This is a genomic window from Nostoc sp. FACHB-110 (assembly GCF_014697425.1).
In the GTDB taxonomy this organism is placed as follows: Bacteria; Cyanobacteriota; Cyanobacteriia; order Cyanobacteriales; family Nostocaceae; genus Nostoc_B.
Window position 1 is genome coordinate 1 of the sequence record NZ_JACJRU010000038.1, and the last position, 19,102, is coordinate 19,102.

Here is a 19,102-nt window from a genome sequence, read left to right on the forward strand (position 1 = left end):
ATCCAAGAAATCTTTGACCAACTCACATTTGAGCAGGTAATTTCTGTGTCTTCTTATAACTTTATCCTGGAAGCTCTATTCTATGCAGCTTCATATTAAATTGGTATGAGGACGGAAGTAGGAAGTGAAGAGTAGATTTTTCATTCATTTAAGACTGCTATAGTACAATATTTTGTAAATATTTATTGCAAATACTTGACATTGAAATTATTAGCGATCGCCACTAATTTACAAAGGTTAAATTAATCTTAAGATTTCTATTTTTTCTCATAAATTATGCAAAAAATCCGGCTTTTAACGGGAAATTTTGTATTCTCGAAATATTAGTCAAAAATAATATCCATTTCTGTTTTGATTAATATCAAATAACCCTGATTTATCTAAAAATTCTTTTCAAGAAAAGGTTGGATAAATTACTATATAAATCTTAGAGACTGCCTTAACTCATAACTACTAGAACTGTGCAAATTCACTCTTACCCGGAATTTGACCCTAGATCAAACCAACCTGTCGAACAGGGGCTAAAAAGAGTTTTAGAACGCCTGGTGAGAACAATGCAGCGTGATGCCTTAATCAGGCAAACAACGCAAGAACTAAGAGAAGCTCTGCAAGTTGATCGCGTGGTTCTATATTACTTTTACTGGCAGTGGCATGGACAGGTGACTTTTGAAGCGTTAAGTTCAGAAAAATATTCTATTTTAGGTTCTACAGGGCAAGATCATTGCTTTACGAATGAGTATGCAGATTTATATTTAGCAGGTAGGGTAAGAGCGATGGCTGATATTTATCTAGAACCTCTTGAAGCTTGTCATCGAGAATTTCTTCAAAGCCTACAAGTACGTGCCAACTTAGTTGTCCCGATTTTAGTACCCAAGGGATTATGGGGACTGCTAGTAGCCCATCATTGCCAAGAACCACATGAATGGTCGCCAGCAGATATCAGTTTAATGCAAGCCGCAGCAGAAACCCTAGCAACGGATAGCAAAATTTTTGCCAGCTAGCAGGGGCAAAGGTCAGGGCAAACGCACCTTCAACTGGTACAATGAATGTTGACATTTAAGAAAATGTGTGCATTAAAGTTCTTGATTGATTTTGCTCATCCATGAGCCGCCATTATCAAGAGAACTAACTCATCCTACAACCCATTATTTGCCATCACTTTAAATTTAAGATGCAGTTGCCCGGAAATAAAGCCTGATGATTCTGCGTGGAAAGCATGACCACTTTCCAAAAAAGCATTGCTGCTGGAAGAGCAGAAAGACGAACAAAGCGAGCGCCAATTTCATGGCAATACTCTCTAAGCTCTATCCTCAAGAAAACAAGAAACACTAACAAAGGTTACTGCATAATCTCAAATTGTCAGGTAAGCTGACAAATGCAGTTTTTATCCTCAAAAAAAATGACGGCAACTAGTCCTACAATTTTAGCCTTAGACTTTGATGGAGTTATTTGCGATGGACTAATTGAATATTTTGAGGTAGCATGGCGTACTTATTGTAAAATTTGGTCGCCTGCTGACGATACGCCACCAGATGACTTGGCTTTAAGATTCTATCGCCTCAGACCTGTAATTGAAACAGGTTGGGAAATGCCTGTTTTAATCAAAGCTTTGTTAGCTGGAATTTCCGATGAGGAAATTCTGCAAGAATGGACAAAAATTACTCCACAAATTCTCTTAAAAGATAATTTAGTAGCCAAAGAAATTGCTACCAAACTCGACCATTTGCGAGATGAATGGATATCTACAGACTTAGATGGCTGGCTGAGTTTGCACAAGTTTTATCCAGGTGTCATCGAAAAAATTAAATTGACTCTTGCTAGTGAAGTTCAGGTATTTATCGTCACCACTAAAGAAGGGCGATTTGTACAACAATTGTTACAACAAGAAGGAGTTAATTTACCTCCTGCAGCAATTTTTGGCAAAGAAGTCAAACGTCCTAAATACGAAATTTTACGCGAGTTGATTCATTCAGCGAATCAACAACCAGTAAGTTTATGGTTTGTGGAAGACAGAATTAAAACTTTGCAGTTAGTTCAACAGCAAGCTGACCTGGAAGATGTGAAACTTTTCTTGGCAGATTGGGGCTATAATACGCAACCAGAAAGAAAAGCTGCCCAAGACGATGCGCGAATTCAACTATTATCGTTGTCTCAGTTTGTGAAAAACTTCTCTGATTGGTTGTGAAAAAAATTGTAGAGACGCAAAATTTTGCGTCTCTCTATTATTCCATGTTATCAGGGTCAATGCCTAATTCTCTGAGTTTGGCTGCTAGTTTTTGCCGTTGTTGTCTTTCTATTTGAGCAATTTCATCAGAAGTTAAATAGCGATCGCCAGTCTGATCATACCAATACAATACTTCTCTTTGTACTGAGCCAGATATATAGTTTGAACGCCCAATTCATCATCTGGGGTTTTAGAAACTACTTCTAAGACAAATTGCGGTGCTATATGTCTTCATTATCCACAGGTGTATCATCTGAACTTGGTAATTCAGCACTGGTAGGTAGAGTTTTATAAGGGTCAAACTTTACCATAGGTAACATTTTGTGGTCATTTGACCAATAAGCTATGTCTAGAATTATATTTTATGCTTGATTAATTAATGGCTGCGGTTAAAAATCTATGCTTGACCTAACAAAATTAGCGCGACAAATGCAGGGTTTAAGTCAGCATCTTTCTTTAGAAGCTGTGGCAGGTCGCCAGCGTTTAGAATTAGCACAACAACATTTAAAAAATGCTTACGAGTATCAGCAAGATTTAATTGAACGTCAAGAAAAATGGCGAGATCGCATTCTGTTTGCTAATGCTACCCCCATTGAGCCATTAGAAACTCGCATTGATATTCCTGTACCGCCTAAAGTTCATACTGTAATTGCTACTGACGGTTCGCAAATTGCCCCTAGTCATCATGAAATTGCTTACTGTTATTTGTTAAATATCGGTAGAGTAGTGCTGCACTACGGTCAAAATCGCCACCCAATTCTTGATAGTTTGCCAGAAGTATTTTACCGCCCTGAAGATTTATATGCGTCGCGGCAGTGGGGCATTAGAACCGAAGAATGGATGAGTTTCTGTCGCACAGCCAGTGAAACAACGGTATTGGCAGAATTAGCCTGTGCATCTAAAGGTGAAGGGCCAAACCTGGCAATGGTGGATGGTTCCTTAGTTTATTGGTTTTTAGAACAGTTACCCCTAGATGCACGCGATCGCATCTTACCGCCGATTTTACAAGCTTGGCAGCAGTTACGCGAAGCCCAAATCCCTTTGATGGGTTATTTGAGTGCTTCGCGCAACGTAGAAGGTATCAACTTTTTGCGCTTGATGGCTTGTCCACATCCCGCCCCTGATTGTTTGAGTTATTGCCCTAATCAGTTAGAAAAAGTTCCTTGCAAAGTCTTTGAACCGTTGCGGGATACTTCTTTGTGGTCAACCCAACTCCAACCCGGACAACGCGGCCCTCTTTGGCGGAGTAATGCGCGAATATTAGAGTTTTATCAAGGGCAGAATATTTATTTTTGTTATGTTCATGTTGGGGCGGAAATTGCCAGAGTTGAAGTGCCAGCCTGGGTTGTAGAAAATCAGACTATGTTTGATGAAGCCCTAGGTTTGATGTTGGCACAAGTTCAAAAAGGCTATGGCTACCCAGTTGCGATCGCAGAAGCGCATAATCAAGCTGTGGTTAGAGGTGGTGATAAAGCGCGTTTCTTTGCCCTTTTGGAAAAGCAAATGATTAAAGCTGGCTTAAAAAACGTTGGGACTTCTTACAAAGAAGCCAGAAAGCGCGGCAGTATTGCTTAAAAAAATCTGGGACTCATGTTGGATTTGGTAAAAAGCTCAGTTTACCTTTTTGTTGCCGCCTGTTCCCTGCGCCGAGGAGATTTGTAAATATTTATTAATTTATTGGCAACATATTGTAACTTGTTCGCTTAACACTTCTTATTTGAATTTGTTGTGGTTCATGTTTACTTCATACTTTTTTAGGGAAATCTATACTTAGAAGATTGGGTAACAAAAAGCTACTCGTACTCGAAAATGTCAAGTTATCAATATAGTGCAGCAGTTTAAACACTGCTGTGAATATTCATGATTTTTTGTTGCTATTAACCGACTAATCTCACATCTTGCACCTAGCCCCAGCGAATGGAATTCGCGGCTATACAAACGAAGTCCGCCTACGCGGACTGACGAGAAATCAAGGGTTTGGAACCCGCGCAGGTGGTCACTGAGCTTGTCGAAGTGCGGGTTTTGTCTGTGTAGCCGCGACTTCAGTCGCAGGCGTGCAAGATGTGAGTAATTTTATCTAGTCGAGTTGCTAGTACTTTATTGGCATGGCTTGTGAAATGTGAAAGTGAATTTTCACCAAGATTCTCAAGATTTATAAAGTCAAACACAACCAACAAATCTCAATATGCAAGCACAAGTCCCAGTAATTCAAGACCAAGCAAAAGAACAATATTCTCGGTTCTTTTCTCTATCTTTAGATTTATTATGTATTGCAGGATTTGATGGTTATTTTAAAGAAATCAATCCAGCCTGGACAAAAATTTTAGGTTGGTCACAACAAGAATTACTAGGTAAGCCATTTATTGAGTTTGTACATCCTGCCGATAAAGATACTACGCTTTTAGAAGCTCAAAAACTAGCGATGTCTTTTGAAACAATTTACTTTGAGAATCGCTATTTGTGCCATGATGGTTCTTATAAATGGTTATCTTGGTCTTCAACTCCATTTGTTGAAGAACAGTTAATTTATGCTGTGGCTCGTGACATTACGCTACAAAAAGAGAATGAAATAGCATTGCAAAAAACTATTCAAGAGTTAGAAGCATTCAAATTTGCGTTAAATGCTCATTCTTTAGTAGCAATTACTGATGCAACAGGACGCATAAATTATGCTAACGATAAATTCTGTGAAGTTTCCCAATACTCTAGAGAAGAATTATTAGGGCAAGACCATCGGATAGTTAATTCTGGGTATCATCCTCAGGAATTTTTTGCTAATTTATGGCAGACTATTACTGCTGGGAGAATCTGGCGCGGAGAAGTGAAAAACAAAGCCAAAGACGGCAGTTTTTATTGGGTAGACACGCTAATTGTCCCGACGTTGAATAGTCTGAAAAAACCACAACAATATGTAGCTATTCGTACAGATATTACACAGAGGAAGCTTTCAGAATTAGCTTTGTTAGAGCGATCGCGTTTATCATTATTAAGTGCAGAAGTTAGTTTAGCTTTATCTCAAGGTGGTGCTTTATCAGATATTTTACAAAGTTGTACCAACACCATCTCTAATTATCTTGATGTTGACTTTGTATGTATCTGGACTTTTGAGCGACAAACACAGCAAATAGAATTACAAGCTGGAGTGCATTGCCAAGATACTAGCTGTAGTGCGTTAAGCTGTCATAACCAATTTCCTAACCATATCTTGGTCGCCAACAAAATTGTTGGGATTATGGCACATAATTATCAACCAATTTTGAATGAAAAATTCAGTTTTAATTATTCCGGTAGTCTGATTGACCAACACCTTTCCAGGCTGCAATTATCAGCTTACCCCTTAATTGTTGAAGAAAAATTAATTGGAATTATTGCTTTATTTCGTCAAGAAGTATTTAATGAGCCAAGCCATAATTTATTAAATTGGATTGCTAATAATATTGCAGTTGCTATTGATAGAATCTGGGCAAGAGAAGAGTTATTGAGTCGCAGAGAAGCATTATTACTTAGTTTAGCTAGTCAAATTCGGAGTTCTCTTGACCTCAACACAATTTTAGAAACTGCTGTCAAGGAAATTAGGAGTTTATTACAAATTGACCGTTGTTACTTTCTGCAATATTCTCCAGGTATTTCATCAACTAACTTAGAAATTACTCACGAAGCAAGGCATCCAAATTTAGCTCCGATTTTAGGTAAATTGTCAATCCAAAATTATGATTTATTAGCACAAATGCTGTTAAATCAAGAATTGGTTTGCATTGACAGTAGCTACGAAAATTTATCTAATCAGCCAAATCTGCAAGCATTGTTAAGAGAGTTTGGCATAACTGCTCAATTACTCTTACCCGTTAAAAACCATGCTGGTGAATTAGGAGCAATTGTTTGTAGTCATTGTGATGGCGATCGCATTTGGAGTAATAGTGATATTGGACTATTGCAAGCTGTTACCGATCAACTAGCGATCGCTATTGATCACGCCCAATTATATCATCAAAGTCGCACTGCTACTTTAGCCGCTCAAGCTCAAGCCGAACAGCTAACGGAAGCTTTATATCAATTGCAGCAAACCCAATCTCAACTCATTCAACATGAGAAAATGTCTAGCTTGGGACAATTAGTAGCTGGTGTTGCTCATGAAATTAATAACCCAGTTAACTTTATTCATGGCAATATTACTTACGCCAGTGAATATGTTCAAGACTTGCTAAATTTGCTCAATCTTTATCAAGAACATTACCCAGATGCAACACCAGTAATTACCGAATTTGCCGCAGAAGTAGATTTAGATTTTATCCGCAATGACTTAACCAAAATTCTGAATTCCATGAAAATGGGTACTAATCGCATTCGAGAAATTGTGTTAGGCTTACGCAATTTTTCCCGGCTTGATGAAGCTGATAAAAAATTAGTAGATATCCATGATGGAATTGAAAATACATTGTTAATCTTACACCATCGCTGGAAAACTAACGGCATAGGCCTCTGCATCAACATTGTTAAAGAATACGCTGATTTGCCTTTAGTAGATTGCTACCCTGGACAATTAAATCAGGTATTTATGAATATCTTAACTAATGCGATTGATGCTTTAGAAGAATTGATTATTAGTAAAGGTAAAACTTTTGCACCTACTATTTGGATTCGCACAGAAATGTTAGATAACAATTTTATCGCTATCCGCATTTCTGATAATGGTTCTGGGATGAGCGAAGACATCCGCAAGCGTTTATTTGACCCATTCTTTACAACTAAACCTGTAGGTAAAGGTACAGGTCTAGGTCTTTCTATTAGCTATCAAATTATTGTGGAAAAACATGGCGGTAGTTTGCACTGCATCTCAGAACTAGAAAAAGGCACAGAATTTATCATTAAAATTCCCGTGACAGTAAATTAAAAATGCTTTTGTCAGAGAGAAATTGTCACATTAAATCCCCGACTGCTTAAAGGTCAGGGATTTAATTTCAACTAGAAATTTGATGTTCTGCACCTGTGAATTACCACTAAATCAAATCACTTTTCTGGCATGTAAATTTCTCTGCATCAAGAAAAACAAATTCTCATCTTTGGGAAGTTCCCAAGCCAGCAGCGATCGCCTAAACTATCTAACATAGAATTAGCACTACAACCGAAAGCCATGCAAAATGTCAATCAATTTAGCACGATAGGGCTAAGTTTAGAGCTATTCCATGTTCAGAGTAACAAAACTTTTGAATTCCCACCGAATCTCATAGTGATTCGCATTGGTAAGCCAAACGACCAAACACCGCCAGATATTGACGTTTCCCATTTACCATATGCTGAAGTAGTTTCGCGTATCCATGCTCAAATTCAGGTCAATAGCAACAATTATTTCATTGAAGACTTAGGCAGTTCTAACGGTACATTTCTCAACGGTGAAAAGCTAGAACCAGGAGTTAGCTATGATTTAAATTTAGGCGATCGCATCGACTTGGGGCAAGGTCATAAAGTCACTTTTATCTTTCAATACAAACAGCCAAATCTACTGGCTAGTTCTCATCTCACTCATATTGATCAACATCAACCAACTGTGGTCAATCAAACAACCAAGCTGGTAGGTTTAACTTTAATGGTCGCCAGCATCGTCATTTTAACTGCCAGTATTAATGTTGGCATAATTTTGCGAATTCCCGGCATTATTCTCTGCGTGACGGGAATTTTTGTGCTGTGTCAGCCGCGTAGCTATCGCCAGCTTGGATGGATTTTAATTGCTTTAGGAATCGCAGTTATTATCTTTACTGGGAATATTTTTGCTTCCGTGAACTTGTTGCTTTTGCTAGTAACATCTGCATTATTTTTCGCTGGCTATCTAATTTTTACAACCGGAAAAATCTTCGGTTATGATTTGCGATTTTTCCAGCGACTTATGCATAAATGATTGCTCTAAATACATTTTACACAAATCATATTTATCTGCATACGAAAAACTGTCACAACTTATCAGGACTTACGCACAAGCTACTGAAAATCGTAGACGCGATAGCGGCTTGCCGCAGGCTACCACAGAGGCGCAGAGTTCACGGAGAAATGAGAGTTTGAGAGATATTTTGCGTAAGTCCTACTTATTTGTTCCCCATTTCTTTTTTCAACAACGACGTAACTGTGCTAACAACACCACAACCTCATCAATAGCTTGTCTAATATTAGTAACTGGTTGTTCAGATTGATTCACCATAATACTAAATGCTAAAGGCTCATATTGGGGAGAATTAACATAACCAGATAAAGTGACAACACCCATTAAAGTTCCTGTTTTGGCTTGGACAATTCCGGCTGCTGGTGTGTCACGAAAACGATTGATTAAACTGCCACTGACAGCCGCCACAGGTAAAGAATCTCGAAAGATATTTGCTTCTGGTGCTGTCGCCATTGCTTGTAAAATTTGGACTAACGCTGCTGGCGTAATTAAATTTTTGCGCGATATGCCTGAGCCATCTACTAATTTATAACTATTAGAATCAACACCTAATTTTGTTAATGTATCTGTCATAACTTGCAAGCCTAAATCAATCGTAGATTGATTTTTAGCCAGTGGTTGATTATTCGCTAAACTCCTCAATAAAGCCTCAGCAAATAAATTATTACTATTTAAATTTGTCTCTTTGATTAAATCAGATAAAGGTGGAGATTCTACAACTGCAACTTCCCGTGCATTAATACTACCCATAGCAATGGATGTTTGTTTTACCGTAATACCTTCTATAGCTAAACTTTGGCGCAAGTGGCGCAAAAAATTTTGTGTCGGGTCAAAAACAGCAATTCCCGTAGTATTGGGGGGTGAATTTACTGCTAATTGCCCTTGAACATACAGCACAGCCCCTTTTAAATCACGGCTGACTGCAACTGCACCTGGTTCATCTTTTTCAGTAGTCACAGAATTATTCACCACGCGCCATTGATAGGCTTGTGTAGGATCATCCCATCTTAGTTGCAATGGTTGTCCCACACTTTGAGGTATGGCTGTTAATTCAACAGCATTTTCATTCAAAATTAAGCTATTAACAGGCGCACCATAATCAGCTTGCACATCTTCCCATTGCCAACTAGAAGGCACAACATCACCTTGGAAATAACTATCATCGGCAATTAGTTCATTAACTTGAGTCAGGCCTTGTTGACGCAGCTGCTTGGCTAAGGCTGTCAATTGAGCATCTTTGAAACTAGGATCTCCCCTACCAACTACGCGCAAAATCCCTTCACTATCTTGATAAACAGAAGTACGAATGCGAAAGTTTGCGCCTAAGTGCTTTAATGCCGCAGATGTGGTGAATAATTTAGTGTTAGAAGCTGGTGTAAAGTATTTCTCGGCATCATGGCTGTAAAGAGTTTGAGTAGCAGCCAAATTTTTTACTAAAATTCCCCAACGGGCGCGACTAAATAAAGGACGATTGATTACTGTATTGATAGATGCTTCTAATTGAGCCGGACAAAGTGTTTTTGCTGTAGTTGCAGGTGGAGTTTGGGCTTTAACTGCACTTTGAGCCAGACTAATGTGAGTTCCAAAAAACAACAATAGCAAGCTCAGAGAAATTTTTCTAGAAAACATACTCAAACTTCGACTAAAATCTTCAACCATGTGCTGCTTAAACTCCTACTGCCCTAGCAAGTCAACTTTTTTAGTTCATAGTCAGAAAAAACATTCTTGTCGCCTTTATTTTCCCCTCTCTACTCCCAACTGTTTATTTTTAACCATCTATGGCTAAACTTTTTGAAGGTATCACTGCGGAACTACAAGAGTTTATTACTGCTCAACAGATGTTCTTTGTTGGTAGCGCGCCTTTAAGTCCCACAGGTCACGTTAATTTATCACCTAAAGGTCTAGATTGTTTTCGTATCCTATCACCCAATAAAGTAGGTTACTTAGATTTAACAGGTAGCGGTAACGAAACATCTGCTCATCTTCAAGAAAATGGGCGCATTACTTTTATGTTTTGTGCTTTCACTGAACCTGCTTGTATATTGCGACTTTATGGCAAAGGATCTGTAATTTTACCGAATTCTCCTGAGTGGGATTCTACTTATTCTGTGTTTCCTCAGCTACCAGGAACTCGGCAAATTGTTGTAGCTGATATTGAGATTGTGCAAACTTCTTGTGGCTTTGGTGTGCCACTTTATGAATATCAAGGTCAGCGTCAGGTATTAGTTGATTGGGCGAGTAAAAAAGGCGAAGAAGGAGTCAGGAAATATCAACAAAAGAAAAACCGGATTAGCATTGATGGTTTACCAACTCCGCTAAGTGAATTCCTGGAGCCAGAAGAGTTAGCTATCAGTCAAAACCAAGAAGTTTAAAAGTGATGGGAATTTATTTTTTTGCTAAAGGAACTATTATTTTAGTTCAGTGTCTTGACGTAAGGAATTGTCCCGAATTATGATTCGAGTTTATTCCGGATCAACTGGAACACTCCCGAAAATTAGTGCAAGTAAATTCAACTGTCGCTCTGATAATCACACGCATGAGATTACGCTTTTTTTTACTTAGCGTTGTCAGTATTGTCCTGCTTTCTTCTCCTGTAAGAGCAGTACGCTTACAATCTTGGAACTTTGATACGGCGCAAAATCAACTCAACATTACAACAGCATCTGGAGTAAAACCAAGAGCATTTTTAATTCAAAATCCTACAAGACTCGTAATTGATTTACCAGGAACTGAATTTGATAAGAATACAGTTCGTCAAAACTTTGGGGCAACAGTCAGAGAAATTCGAGTTGGTAAGGTTGATGAAACAACCACTAGACTAGTAATTGAATTAGCACCAGGGTATACTGTTGACCCTGCTAAATTATTAGTTCAAGGTGATTCTGCAACTCATTGGATAGTGAAATTTCCCCAGGTACAACGCATTGATAGTAATAGTAATGTTGTTGCTTCTAGTGAAGAACAAATTCCGGTTGCAGTTAGCGATGTTTCTTTGTTTGCCGGAGTTGTGCCTTTAGGTAAGGAAATACCACAATTGCGATCGCAAGTACAAGCATTAGCAGCGCGTTATCGTTCTCTTGATCCTGGCTTATTCTTCTTAGATTTAGAAACTGGTAACTATCTCGACTTCAACGGAGAAAAAGTATTTCCTGCCGCTAGTACAATTAAATTCCCCATTTTAATTGCCCTATTTCAAGAAATTGATGCAGGTAGAGTCAACCTAAATGAAACCCTAGTCATGCGCCGTGATTTAATGACTGGTGGTTCTGGTGAAATGCAATATAAGCGTGCTGGTACTAAGTTTAATCTCTTAGCAACCGCGACTCAAATGATTACCATCAGCGACAATACTGCTACCAACATGATTATTGATCGCTTGGGTGGTAAAGCTAAATTAAATCAGCGTTTTCGCAGTTGGGGTTTACAAAACACCTACATTCAAAATCTCTTAGGCGACTTCAAAGGTACGAATAAAACTAGCCCGAAAGATTTAGTGCGTCTGTCAGCATTAGTAGCCAGCAATAAGTTATTGACTGACTCTAGCCATGCCAAAGTCATCAGTATTATGCAGCGTGTTCATAATACCAAATTATTACCTGCTGGTCTTGGTAAAGGTGCAGTCATCGCTCACAAAACCGGAACTTTAGGAATTGTTTTGGGTGACGCTGGAATTATTGAAATGCCATCTGGTAAGCGTTACTTAGCCGGAATTTTTGTCAGAAGACCTTTTAATGATTTAAAAGCTAGAGATTTTATTAATCAAGTTTCTCGACTTGTTTATGGTTATTTAGATCAGCCAAGAGTTGCCAGCAAATCTGAATGATTTGGGCGCGGGAAATTAATATTTTAGTTAACGCAACCCCTGATATTTATATCTAGGGGTTTTTTGCGATCGCACTCTACACTAAGTCAAGTATGAATGTTACGATTCGCCAACTAACCCAACAAGATGAGCCGTTTCTCTGGCAAATGCTATCCGAAGCAGCGCATATCCAAGCCGAAGGTAAAACGATGCAGGATTTGATGAATAATCCTGATTTGGCTAAGTATGTTCAAGCTTGGGGAACGAATGATGATTTAGGTGTGATTGCTATCCATCACAGTAATCATCAACCTGTAGGAGCCGCATGGCTGAGATTATTCACGGTAGAAAATCCTGGTTATGGCTATATTGACGATCGCACACCGGAACTCGCGATCGCAACTCTCCCAGAATACAGAAATCAAGGTATAGGTACTCAATTACTCGCTCATTTAATCACCATCGCTCAAACAGCTTACCCAGCAATCTCACTCAGTATTAGAAGCACAAATCCTGCTTTGCATTTGTATCAACGATTTGGCTGGCAAGTTGTCCCTGGTAGCGAAGTTGTTAACCGCGTTGGTGGTATTTCTTTCATAATGAAGCTTGATTTTAACTAGCAAGTAATAGCTAGCAGCATCTCATACAGCATTTTTGACATCTGAAATTGCTCAAGCCTTGTGGTATCAATATTTTTCTCTTTTAGCTACTGCTAACCACTCTTGCATCGCTGGTAATTCTAGAATAGCTTGTGCGTAATTTCTAGAAATATCGTCTAACTGCACATCGTAGGTAATAAAGCGCATAACTACCGGAGCAAAAAAAGCATCGGCAATTGTAAATTGACCAAATAAGAAATCACCACTTTGACCAAAATTCTGCCGACATTCTTGCCAAATATTAGTAATGCGATCAATATCTTTTTGTACTGCTGGCGTTAAACCTTGACCAGGAAGTTTAGCACGGCAATTCATGGGCATATTCTGGCGCAAATCTAAAAAACCAGAGTGCATTTCTGCACTAATAGAACGTGCTATGGCCCTATGTTTTTTATCTTGCGGCCACCAATAAAGGTGTGGAAATACTTCGGCTAGATATTCACAAATAGCGATAGAGTCCCAGATAATTAAATCATCATGAATTAAGGCTGGTACTCTTCCCGAGGGAGAATATTGCCTAATTTTTTCGCCACTATCTGGCTTATATAGGGCAATGTTAATCTCTTGGAATTCTAAGCCGACCTGTTTCATAATTATCCAAGGGCGTAGCGACCAAGATGAATAATTTTTATTACCAATTACTAAAGTCAGTTCGTCCATAATTATCAGACCTCGATATTTGTTCAATCCATATACATACATCAGCTTCCGAGCCAGAAGCAAAAGACTTTTCAGTTTTTGGGTCGTAAGCAACCCAGTAATTATTACCTTGGCGATCAACTTTTTTCCAGACTTTTAATTCGTTAGGGTCTGCTAATAAAGCTTGCTGGAATTTTGCCCAAATATATCGCAGTATTGTTGGGATATATGCATATTGGCGGACTGGTAATTGTTTGTTTAAGATTGGGTTACAATTTGTTTCTATGTCTTTAGATTCTAGACAAACCAGGTTATTTTTCATATTATTCTTTGAGAAAGTAGCTTAGTAATTAGAACTTTAGCAATGTCTCTGTGGGTAATCAAAACATTACTTGTATAGTTTCTATAAATGCGATTTATAGATATAAAGATTTATTCCTATAATCTGTTTGTAAGATAATCTAGTCTCGATTACATCATTGGCCATGAAACTTTCCCAACTTCGTGCAGTGGTGGCAGTAGCCGAGTGTGGTAATTTTAGTGAGGCTGCATTGGAGTTGCAGCTTTCTCAGCCAGCAATTAGTCATGCTATTGCGACTTTAGAAGAAGAATTAGGTGTACCTTTGTTTGCTAGAGGTCGTCATGGCGCGGTGTTGACACCTGCCGGCGATCGCATCCTCTATCATGCGCGTCAAGCTTTACAAAGTTTAGAAATGATGGAGCGGGAAGCAAACTTGCACAAAGGTTTGCATGGCGGCCATGTGCGAATTGCTTCGTTTCGCAGCGTTGCGACGCACTTATTACCAAAAGCGATCGCTAAATTTCACAACCAATTCCCAGAAGTCGCCGTCACTATTATCGAATCTATAGCCTATACAGAAGTCGAACAATGCTTGCGTGATGGCCGCGCTGACATTGGTGTTACTTACCTTCCCACTAGTGATGAATTTGAAACGTGGGAAATTTTGCGAGATGAGTATGTAGTGCTATTACCACCTGAAGCTAAAATCAAAGGTTCAACAATTAGCTGGGACGATATTGCAGTTTATTCTCCAGTTTTATTAGCTTGTTTACCCTGTGGCAGAGCACTACATCATCACATCAAAAAAGTAGCACCTTTTATCCAAACTGTTGCTGATATTCAAGAAGATTCGACAATTGTTAGTCTAGTAAATCAAGGATTAAAAGCAGCTATTTTGCCACGGTTAGCAGCTGTGCCAATTCCTAAAGCAGTGCAGGTTTATAGCTTACCAGAACCAATGGAAAGGGTAATGGCGATCGCTATCTTAAGTAATGCACTTCATGTACCTGCGGTGTTTACATTTTTGGAGATGCTAAAGAAATTTGATTTTTATACCTTGGTTAAAGCTACTTATTGATAATGTTGGGGAAGTAGTTATGAGTAATTAAATTATGACTTATAAATTCGTACATCAACTCACTTCTCAACAGATTGTCGAGTTGGTAGATATGTATAAAAATGAATTTTGGAGCAAACAGCGCACATATCAAGATGTTGAAAAAATGCTCAAGGCTTCAGATATTATTTTAGGTTTAGTCGATAATGAAGACAAATTAGTTGGTTTTACTAGAGTCTTAACTGACTTTGTTTATCGCGCCACTATTTATGATGTCATCATTAAACCAAGCCATAGAAATCAAAGACTTGGTGTTAAATTAATGGATGGAATTGTCAACCATCCCCAATTAAAGCAAGTTGAACATATTGCACTTTTCTGCTTGCCAGAAATGATTACCTTTTATGAGCGTTGGGGGTTTACTACTAATGTGGGAAATCTCAAATTAATGTATCGTTATAACCACTTGGATCAGGAGAAGAACAATGATTATTGACCCCGAAAATGTTCCTAATCGGACAACTTCAAATTACCCAGAGCAATTTAAACATATTGTCAAAGGTAGAGTTAAAAAAGCGTTAGGAAATGCAGCCGGATTAAAAAATTTTGGTGTTAATTTAGTTACCTTACAACCAGGAAGTTGTTCGGCTTTAAGACATTGGCACACCCGACAAGATGAATTTATTTATATTCTTTCAGGGGAAGCCACATTAATAACTAATGCAGGTGCAGAAATTCTCACACCAGGTATGATGGCAGGGTTTCCGGCTGGTGAAGAAAATGGACATCACTTAGTCAACCGTTCTGATGATCTCGTGATTTATTTAGAAGTTGGTGATAGAACTGCTAATGATGAAGGTGCTTATCCCGATGATGATTTGATAGCCAAAGCCGATGGTAATGGTAAATGGATTTTTACAACTAAAGATGGAACATTATATCAATCTTAATTGATGGATAATCTGCGATGCTTATTGTCTATCCGGGCCACCTCAATACGGCAGCTTACTCTATGAAAGAAAAAATTGCTGATATTTGGCAAATCAAGGCATCCTCTGGATTATACAATCAATAAAAACTTGTCCTCCTGAAAAGCGATCGCATCATCCTCAAGACAACAAAAGTATTTTTCCGAGAAAATTTCCCTCTGCGGCTAAACGCAAGTTCGGATACATTAATTGATGGGTTGCAATCATCGGAGAGTAAAATGACAGAAGCGTCACAACAAAAACGTATAGTAGTCGTGGGAGCAGGTTGGGCTGGTTTAGGTGCAACCTACCATTTGGCAAAGCAAGGGTACGACGTGACACTTCTAGAAGCCGGCCCCTATCCAGGTGGACTCGTTGCAGGTTGGAAAACCCCAGGCGGTAAATCTGTAGAAGCCGGCATCCACGGTTTTTGGTATCCTTACAGAAATATTTTTGCCCTAATTAACGAATTAGACATTAACCCCTTCACTAGCTGGACTCGTTCGGCGCAATATTCACCCGCAGGCTTAGAAGTCGAATCACCAATTTTTCAAGAAATGCCCCAACTACCTGCACCCTTGGGTACATTTGTTTACACTCGTTTTCAACGCTTGCCATTAATTGACCGTCTCAGTGCCTTACCTTTACTTTATGCTGTGATTGATTTTGACAACTCCGATGCAGCTTGGCGACGTTATGATTCTGTCACAGCGCGGGAATTGTTCAAAGATTTTGGTGTATCTGCAAGACTTTATCGTGATGCGTTTGAGCCAATGCTGTTGGTTGGCTTATTTGCCCCAGGAGAACAATGTTCTGCCGCCGCCACATTAGGAATGCTTTATTATTTTATTTTGGCGCATCAACCTAATTTTGATGTAGTTTGGTGTCGAGGAACTGTAGGCGAAAAAATCTTTCGTCCTTGGGTAAAAAAAATTGAAAAATTGGGCGGTAAGGTATTAGCTAAACATCGCGTTACTGATGTAATTGTCAATGATCATAATCGCGCCACAGGTGTAGTTTGTGGTGAACAAGTTTTTGATGCTGATGCCGTAATTTTTGCCGTTGGGATTACGGGAATAAAGAAAATTGTTTCTTCGAGTCCTAGTTTACAAAGTCGGGAAGAATTTCGGAATCTGAATAATTTAGGCGCAATTGATGTGTTAGCAACTAGGCTGTGGTTTGATCGCAAAATTGATATTCCGCGTCCTTCTAATGCTTGCTTTGGCTTTGATGACTCTACTGGATGGACATTTTTTGATTTAAATGCCTTGCATGATGAATATCAAAATGAGCCGGGGACTGTAATTGAAGCTGATTTTTATCACGCCAATCAATTGCTCAATTTAAATGATGATGAAATTATTACTATTGTTCATAATTATTTAGCCACTTGTGTACCAGCATTTAAACAAGCAAAAGTAATTGATAGTAGTGTCATTCGCTTACCAAATGCAGTGACTCACTTTGCACCTGGTAGTTATCGTGATATGTTGCCAGCCAGAACCAGTTTTGCCAACGTATTTATGAGTGGTGATTGGATTATTACTCGTCACGGTTCATGGTCGCAAGAAAAAGCCTACGTTACAGGTTTAGAAGCCGCCAATCTCGTAACGTCTTACTTACAACAAGGTCAACCTGCTGAGATTTTACCTGTAGAAGCAGATGAAGTACATATTCAAATTGGGCGATCGCTCAACGAAACAGCCCGTAATTTAGGTAAAGCTATCTTACCTAACTTTTGGTTGCCATAGTAATTTGATTAACCATCAATGGAAGCCATTATTTTTATCGGTATTCAAGGAGCAGGTAAATCCACTTTTTATCACCACAACTTTTTTCATACCCACATCCGCATCAATTTAGATATGCTCAAAACTCGTCATCGTGAGCATATCTTTTTGCAAGCTTGTTTAACAGCTAAACAGCGTTTTGTGGTAGACAATACTAATCCCACCCTCGAAAATAGAAAACGCTACATCATCCCAGCCAAAGCCAATGGTTTTCGAGTTGTGGGTTATTATTTTCAATCTCAACTAGAAGATTGCCAACAGCGCAATCACCAAAGACCACCCAAACAAATCGTCCCATTAGTAGGATTATTAGCCACTGCTAAGAAATTAGTTTTACCCAGTTGGACAGAAGGCTTTAATGCCATTTATTCGGTTAAAACTGAATTGAATTACTCCTTCATGATTGAGGAATGGCAACGTGAAATTTGATGAACTTGATAGCAGAATGCGCGTATTTGAGACTGCCCATGACTATTGTGTTTTGCCAGGAATATATATAGTTGCCAGATTAGATGGGCGAAGTTAAGAGAATAGTAGGTTGGGTGTAGCGATAGCGTAACCCAACAAAGTATGCGTGAATGTTGGGTTCCGTTCCTCCACCCAACCTACACCAGTCTGCCTGTTCCTGCAATACGACGACGTATTCGACGAGATTTAGACCTTCCTATGAAGGATGAATACAGCCTATTTATTCGCCAATTAATCACTGCACCCATTTAATCAGATTAAATCCCCGACTTCTCAAAAAAGTCAGGGATAATGAAGCGGGGAATAAATTGTTTTTTATTTTCTACTCCCCACTCCCTAATCCCGATTCCCTAAATCATTAGCTGGCTGACTGTCGGACATATTGCCCATTTAATCCGGCTTGAATCCAACTTAAGCATTCAAATTCAGAATTGAATAATTTTGGTGCTGCAATATTATTTAATAATTCTGGGGGGTAATGGTCGTAGAAATATTTGCCTTCTTCTGCAAAGATAATTATTAAATGATTGCGGAAAATATAACGCGATTTAAAGCAATCTTTTTGACTGACAAATTCTGAATTTTTGTCAAGGTGTTCTTGAGCAATATCAATAATATTACTGATATTGTTGCCATAAATTGCTGCTGGATTATCTGCTTTGTGGAATTGGCTTTTATTGCCAATTTCTGACAACAGCTTATAGGAATATATTTCGTAGGTATCTGCTTTGCCAAACACAAACGGAATGATGAGATATCCTTTGTATGAAACTGAGTTTTCATAAATAAGACGACTCATCTGAACCTCCTTTCATTCAATGACTTACACAGCGATCGCACCATAATTCACATTCAAAATCAATACACTTCTCTAGTTTATTATTAAGATTTATTACTATGTTTTGAGTAAATTTACCCAAAAGAAAATTAGCCTTCTTTTGTATGAGAAGGTAACTCAAAACTTATTAGAAATGTATATCAATAACTATTATTACTCTTTTTGAAAACCTGATTAACTGAAAATAGCCATCAAATACATAAAGATAGAAAGTTCTACCCTAAGATAGCAATTTGAGGAATGTTAATTTGAATAGATGGCAAAATTGTATCAGCCACAACAGACAATGAATTAACTTGTATAAGATTTATGATGTATGTCTACGTGCTTTATTTTGACTTTACCTAAAAAAATACTTGATTTTTACGACAGTAACATATATATTGCTACCCATCTTTTGCCGCTAAATTTTTGACTTTCATCT

Annotated in this window: 19 protein-coding genes; 14 read left to right on the top strand and 5 right to left on the bottom strand. The window is 38.5% G+C overall.

Annotation, left to right across the window (positions count from 1 at the left end; translation table 11 throughout):
• Nucleotides 1-461 precede the first annotated feature (461 nt).
• Together H6G69_RS25800 and H6G69_RS25805 are read left to right on the top strand one after the other, a co-directional pair.
• The gene (locus H6G69_RS25800) at nt 462-1,001 is read left to right on the top strand and encodes a GAF domain-containing protein (RefSeq protein ID WP_190691974.1); all 540 of its coding nucleotides are present in this window, start codon (nt 462-464) and stop codon (nt 999-1,001) included.
• 398 nt (nt 1,002-1,399) lie between these two features.
• Nucleotides 1,400-2,185: an HAD family hydrolase gene (locus H6G69_RS25805; RefSeq protein ID WP_190691975.1), complete on the top strand. Its 786-nt coding sequence runs from the start codon at nt 1,400-1,402 to the stop codon at nt 2,183-2,185.
• Nucleotides 2,186-2,222: 37 nt separating this feature from the next.
• Here H6G69_RS25805 and H6G69_RS34510 read toward each other — a convergent pair whose 3' ends face one another.
• On the bottom strand, nt 2,223-2,354 hold the full coding sequence (locus H6G69_RS34510) for a hypothetical protein (RefSeq protein WP_277883464.1): 132 nt from the start codon (nt 2,352-2,354) through the stop codon (nt 2,223-2,225).
• 269 nt (nt 2,355-2,623) lie between these two features.
• On the opposite strand from H6G69_RS34510, the gene H6G69_RS25810 reads away from it, so the two are divergent.
• The 3 genes from H6G69_RS25810 (at nt 2,624) to H6G69_RS25820 (ending at nt 8,117) form a co-directional block, all read left to right on the top strand.
• A complete protein-coding gene (locus H6G69_RS25810; protein ID WP_190691976.1) occupies nt 2,624-3,799 on the top strand; it encodes a DNA double-strand break repair nuclease NurA in 1,176 nt (391 codons plus the stop codon).
• A 610-nt stretch (nt 3,800-4,409) separates the two neighbouring features.
• Complete coding sequence (locus tag H6G69_RS25815) at nt 4,410-7,115, top strand: PAS domain S-box protein (protein ID WP_190691977.1); 2,706 nt, start codon at nt 4,410-4,412, stop codon at nt 7,113-7,115.
• A 240-nt stretch (nt 7,116-7,355) separates the two neighbouring features.
• On the top strand, nt 7,356-8,117 hold the full coding sequence (locus H6G69_RS25820; protein WP_190691978.1) for an FHA domain-containing protein: 762 nt from the start codon (nt 7,356-7,358) through the stop codon (nt 8,115-8,117).
• Between the two features lie 207 nt (nt 8,118-8,324).
• Here H6G69_RS25820 and dacB read toward each other — a convergent pair whose 3' ends face one another.
• A complete protein-coding gene (dacB, locus tag H6G69_RS25825; RefSeq protein ID WP_190691979.1) occupies nt 8,325-9,785 on the bottom strand; it encodes a D-alanyl-D-alanine carboxypeptidase/D-alanyl-D-alanine-endopeptidase in 1,461 nt (486 codons plus the stop codon).
• Between the two features lie 149 nt (nt 9,786-9,934).
• On the opposite strand from dacB, the gene H6G69_RS25830 reads away from it, so the two are divergent.
• The 3 genes from H6G69_RS25830 to H6G69_RS25840 all read left to right on the top strand — a co-directional run bounded on the left by H6G69_RS25830 (nt 9,935) and on the right by H6G69_RS25840 (nt 12,578).
• Nucleotides 9,935-10,528, top strand: coding sequence for a pyridoxamine 5'-phosphate oxidase family protein (locus H6G69_RS25830; RefSeq protein WP_190691980.1), 594 nt, complete (start codon nt 9,935-9,937; stop codon nt 10,526-10,528).
• A 164-nt stretch (nt 10,529-10,692) separates the two neighbouring features.
• On the top strand, nt 10,693-11,979 hold the full coding sequence (locus tag H6G69_RS25835) for a serine hydrolase (RefSeq protein ID WP_190691981.1): 1,287 nt from the start codon (nt 10,693-10,695) through the stop codon (nt 11,977-11,979).
• 92 nt (nt 11,980-12,071) lie between these two features.
• Nucleotides 12,072-12,578: a GNAT family N-acetyltransferase gene (locus H6G69_RS25840; protein ID WP_190691982.1), complete on the top strand. Its 507-nt coding sequence runs from the start codon at nt 12,072-12,074 to the stop codon at nt 12,576-12,578.
• Nucleotides 12,579-12,644: 66 nt separating this feature from the next.
• Here the strand turns inward: H6G69_RS25840 and H6G69_RS25845 are convergent, their stop codons facing one another.
• Nucleotides 12,645-13,277, bottom strand: a complete 633-nt coding sequence (locus H6G69_RS25845) for a glutathione S-transferase family protein (protein WP_190691983.1) — start codon at nt 13,275-13,277, stop codon at nt 12,645-12,647.
• A complete protein-coding gene (locus H6G69_RS25850) occupies nt 13,249-13,578 on the bottom strand; it encodes a hypothetical protein (RefSeq protein ID WP_190691984.1) in 330 nt (109 codons plus the stop codon). The genes H6G69_RS25845 and H6G69_RS25850 overlap by 29 nt, the downstream gene beginning before the upstream one ends.
• Before the next feature lie 163 nt (nt 13,579-13,741).
• Between H6G69_RS25850 and H6G69_RS25855 the strand changes: the two genes are divergently transcribed.
• From H6G69_RS25855 to H6G69_RS25880, 6 genes are all read left to right on the top strand, one after another.
• Nucleotides 13,742-14,635 carry a LysR family transcriptional regulator gene (locus H6G69_RS25855; RefSeq protein WP_190691985.1) on the top strand — a complete coding sequence of 298 codons (894 nt, stop codon included), beginning with the start codon at nt 13,742-13,744 and terminating at the stop codon, nt 14,633-14,635.
• Nucleotides 14,636-14,669: 34 nt separating this feature from the next.
• A complete protein-coding gene (locus tag H6G69_RS25860) occupies nt 14,670-15,110 on the top strand; it encodes a GNAT family N-acetyltransferase (protein WP_190691986.1) in 441 nt (146 codons plus the stop codon).
• On the top strand, nt 15,100-15,564 hold the full coding sequence (locus tag H6G69_RS25865; protein WP_190691987.1) for a cupin domain-containing protein: 465 nt from the start codon (nt 15,100-15,102) through the stop codon (nt 15,562-15,564). The genes H6G69_RS25860 and H6G69_RS25865 overlap by 11 nt, the downstream gene beginning before the upstream one ends.
• A gap of 257 nt (nt 15,565-15,821) precedes the next feature.
• On the top strand, nt 15,822-17,333 hold the full coding sequence (locus H6G69_RS25870) for an FAD-dependent oxidoreductase (protein WP_190691988.1): 1,512 nt from the start codon (nt 15,822-15,824) through the stop codon (nt 17,331-17,333).
• Nucleotides 17,334-17,351: 18 nt separating this feature from the next.
• Nucleotides 17,352-17,801 (top strand): AAA family ATPase, encoded by a 450-nt coding sequence (locus tag H6G69_RS25875; protein ID WP_190691989.1) that lies wholly within the window; start codon nt 17,352-17,354, stop codon nt 17,799-17,801.
• Between the two features lie 141 nt (nt 17,802-17,942).
• Nucleotides 17,943-18,092 carry a hypothetical protein gene (locus H6G69_RS25880; protein ID WP_190691990.1) on the top strand — a complete coding sequence of 50 codons (150 nt, stop codon included), beginning with the start codon at nt 17,943-17,945 and terminating at the stop codon, nt 18,090-18,092.
• 106 nt (nt 18,093-18,198) lie between these two features.
• Here the strand turns inward: H6G69_RS25880 and H6G69_RS25885 are convergent, their stop codons facing one another.
• Nucleotides 18,199-18,639: a hypothetical protein gene (locus tag H6G69_RS25885; protein WP_190691991.1), complete on the bottom strand. Its 441-nt coding sequence runs from the start codon at nt 18,637-18,639 to the stop codon at nt 18,199-18,201.
• Nucleotides 18,640-19,102: the final 463 nt, after the last annotated feature.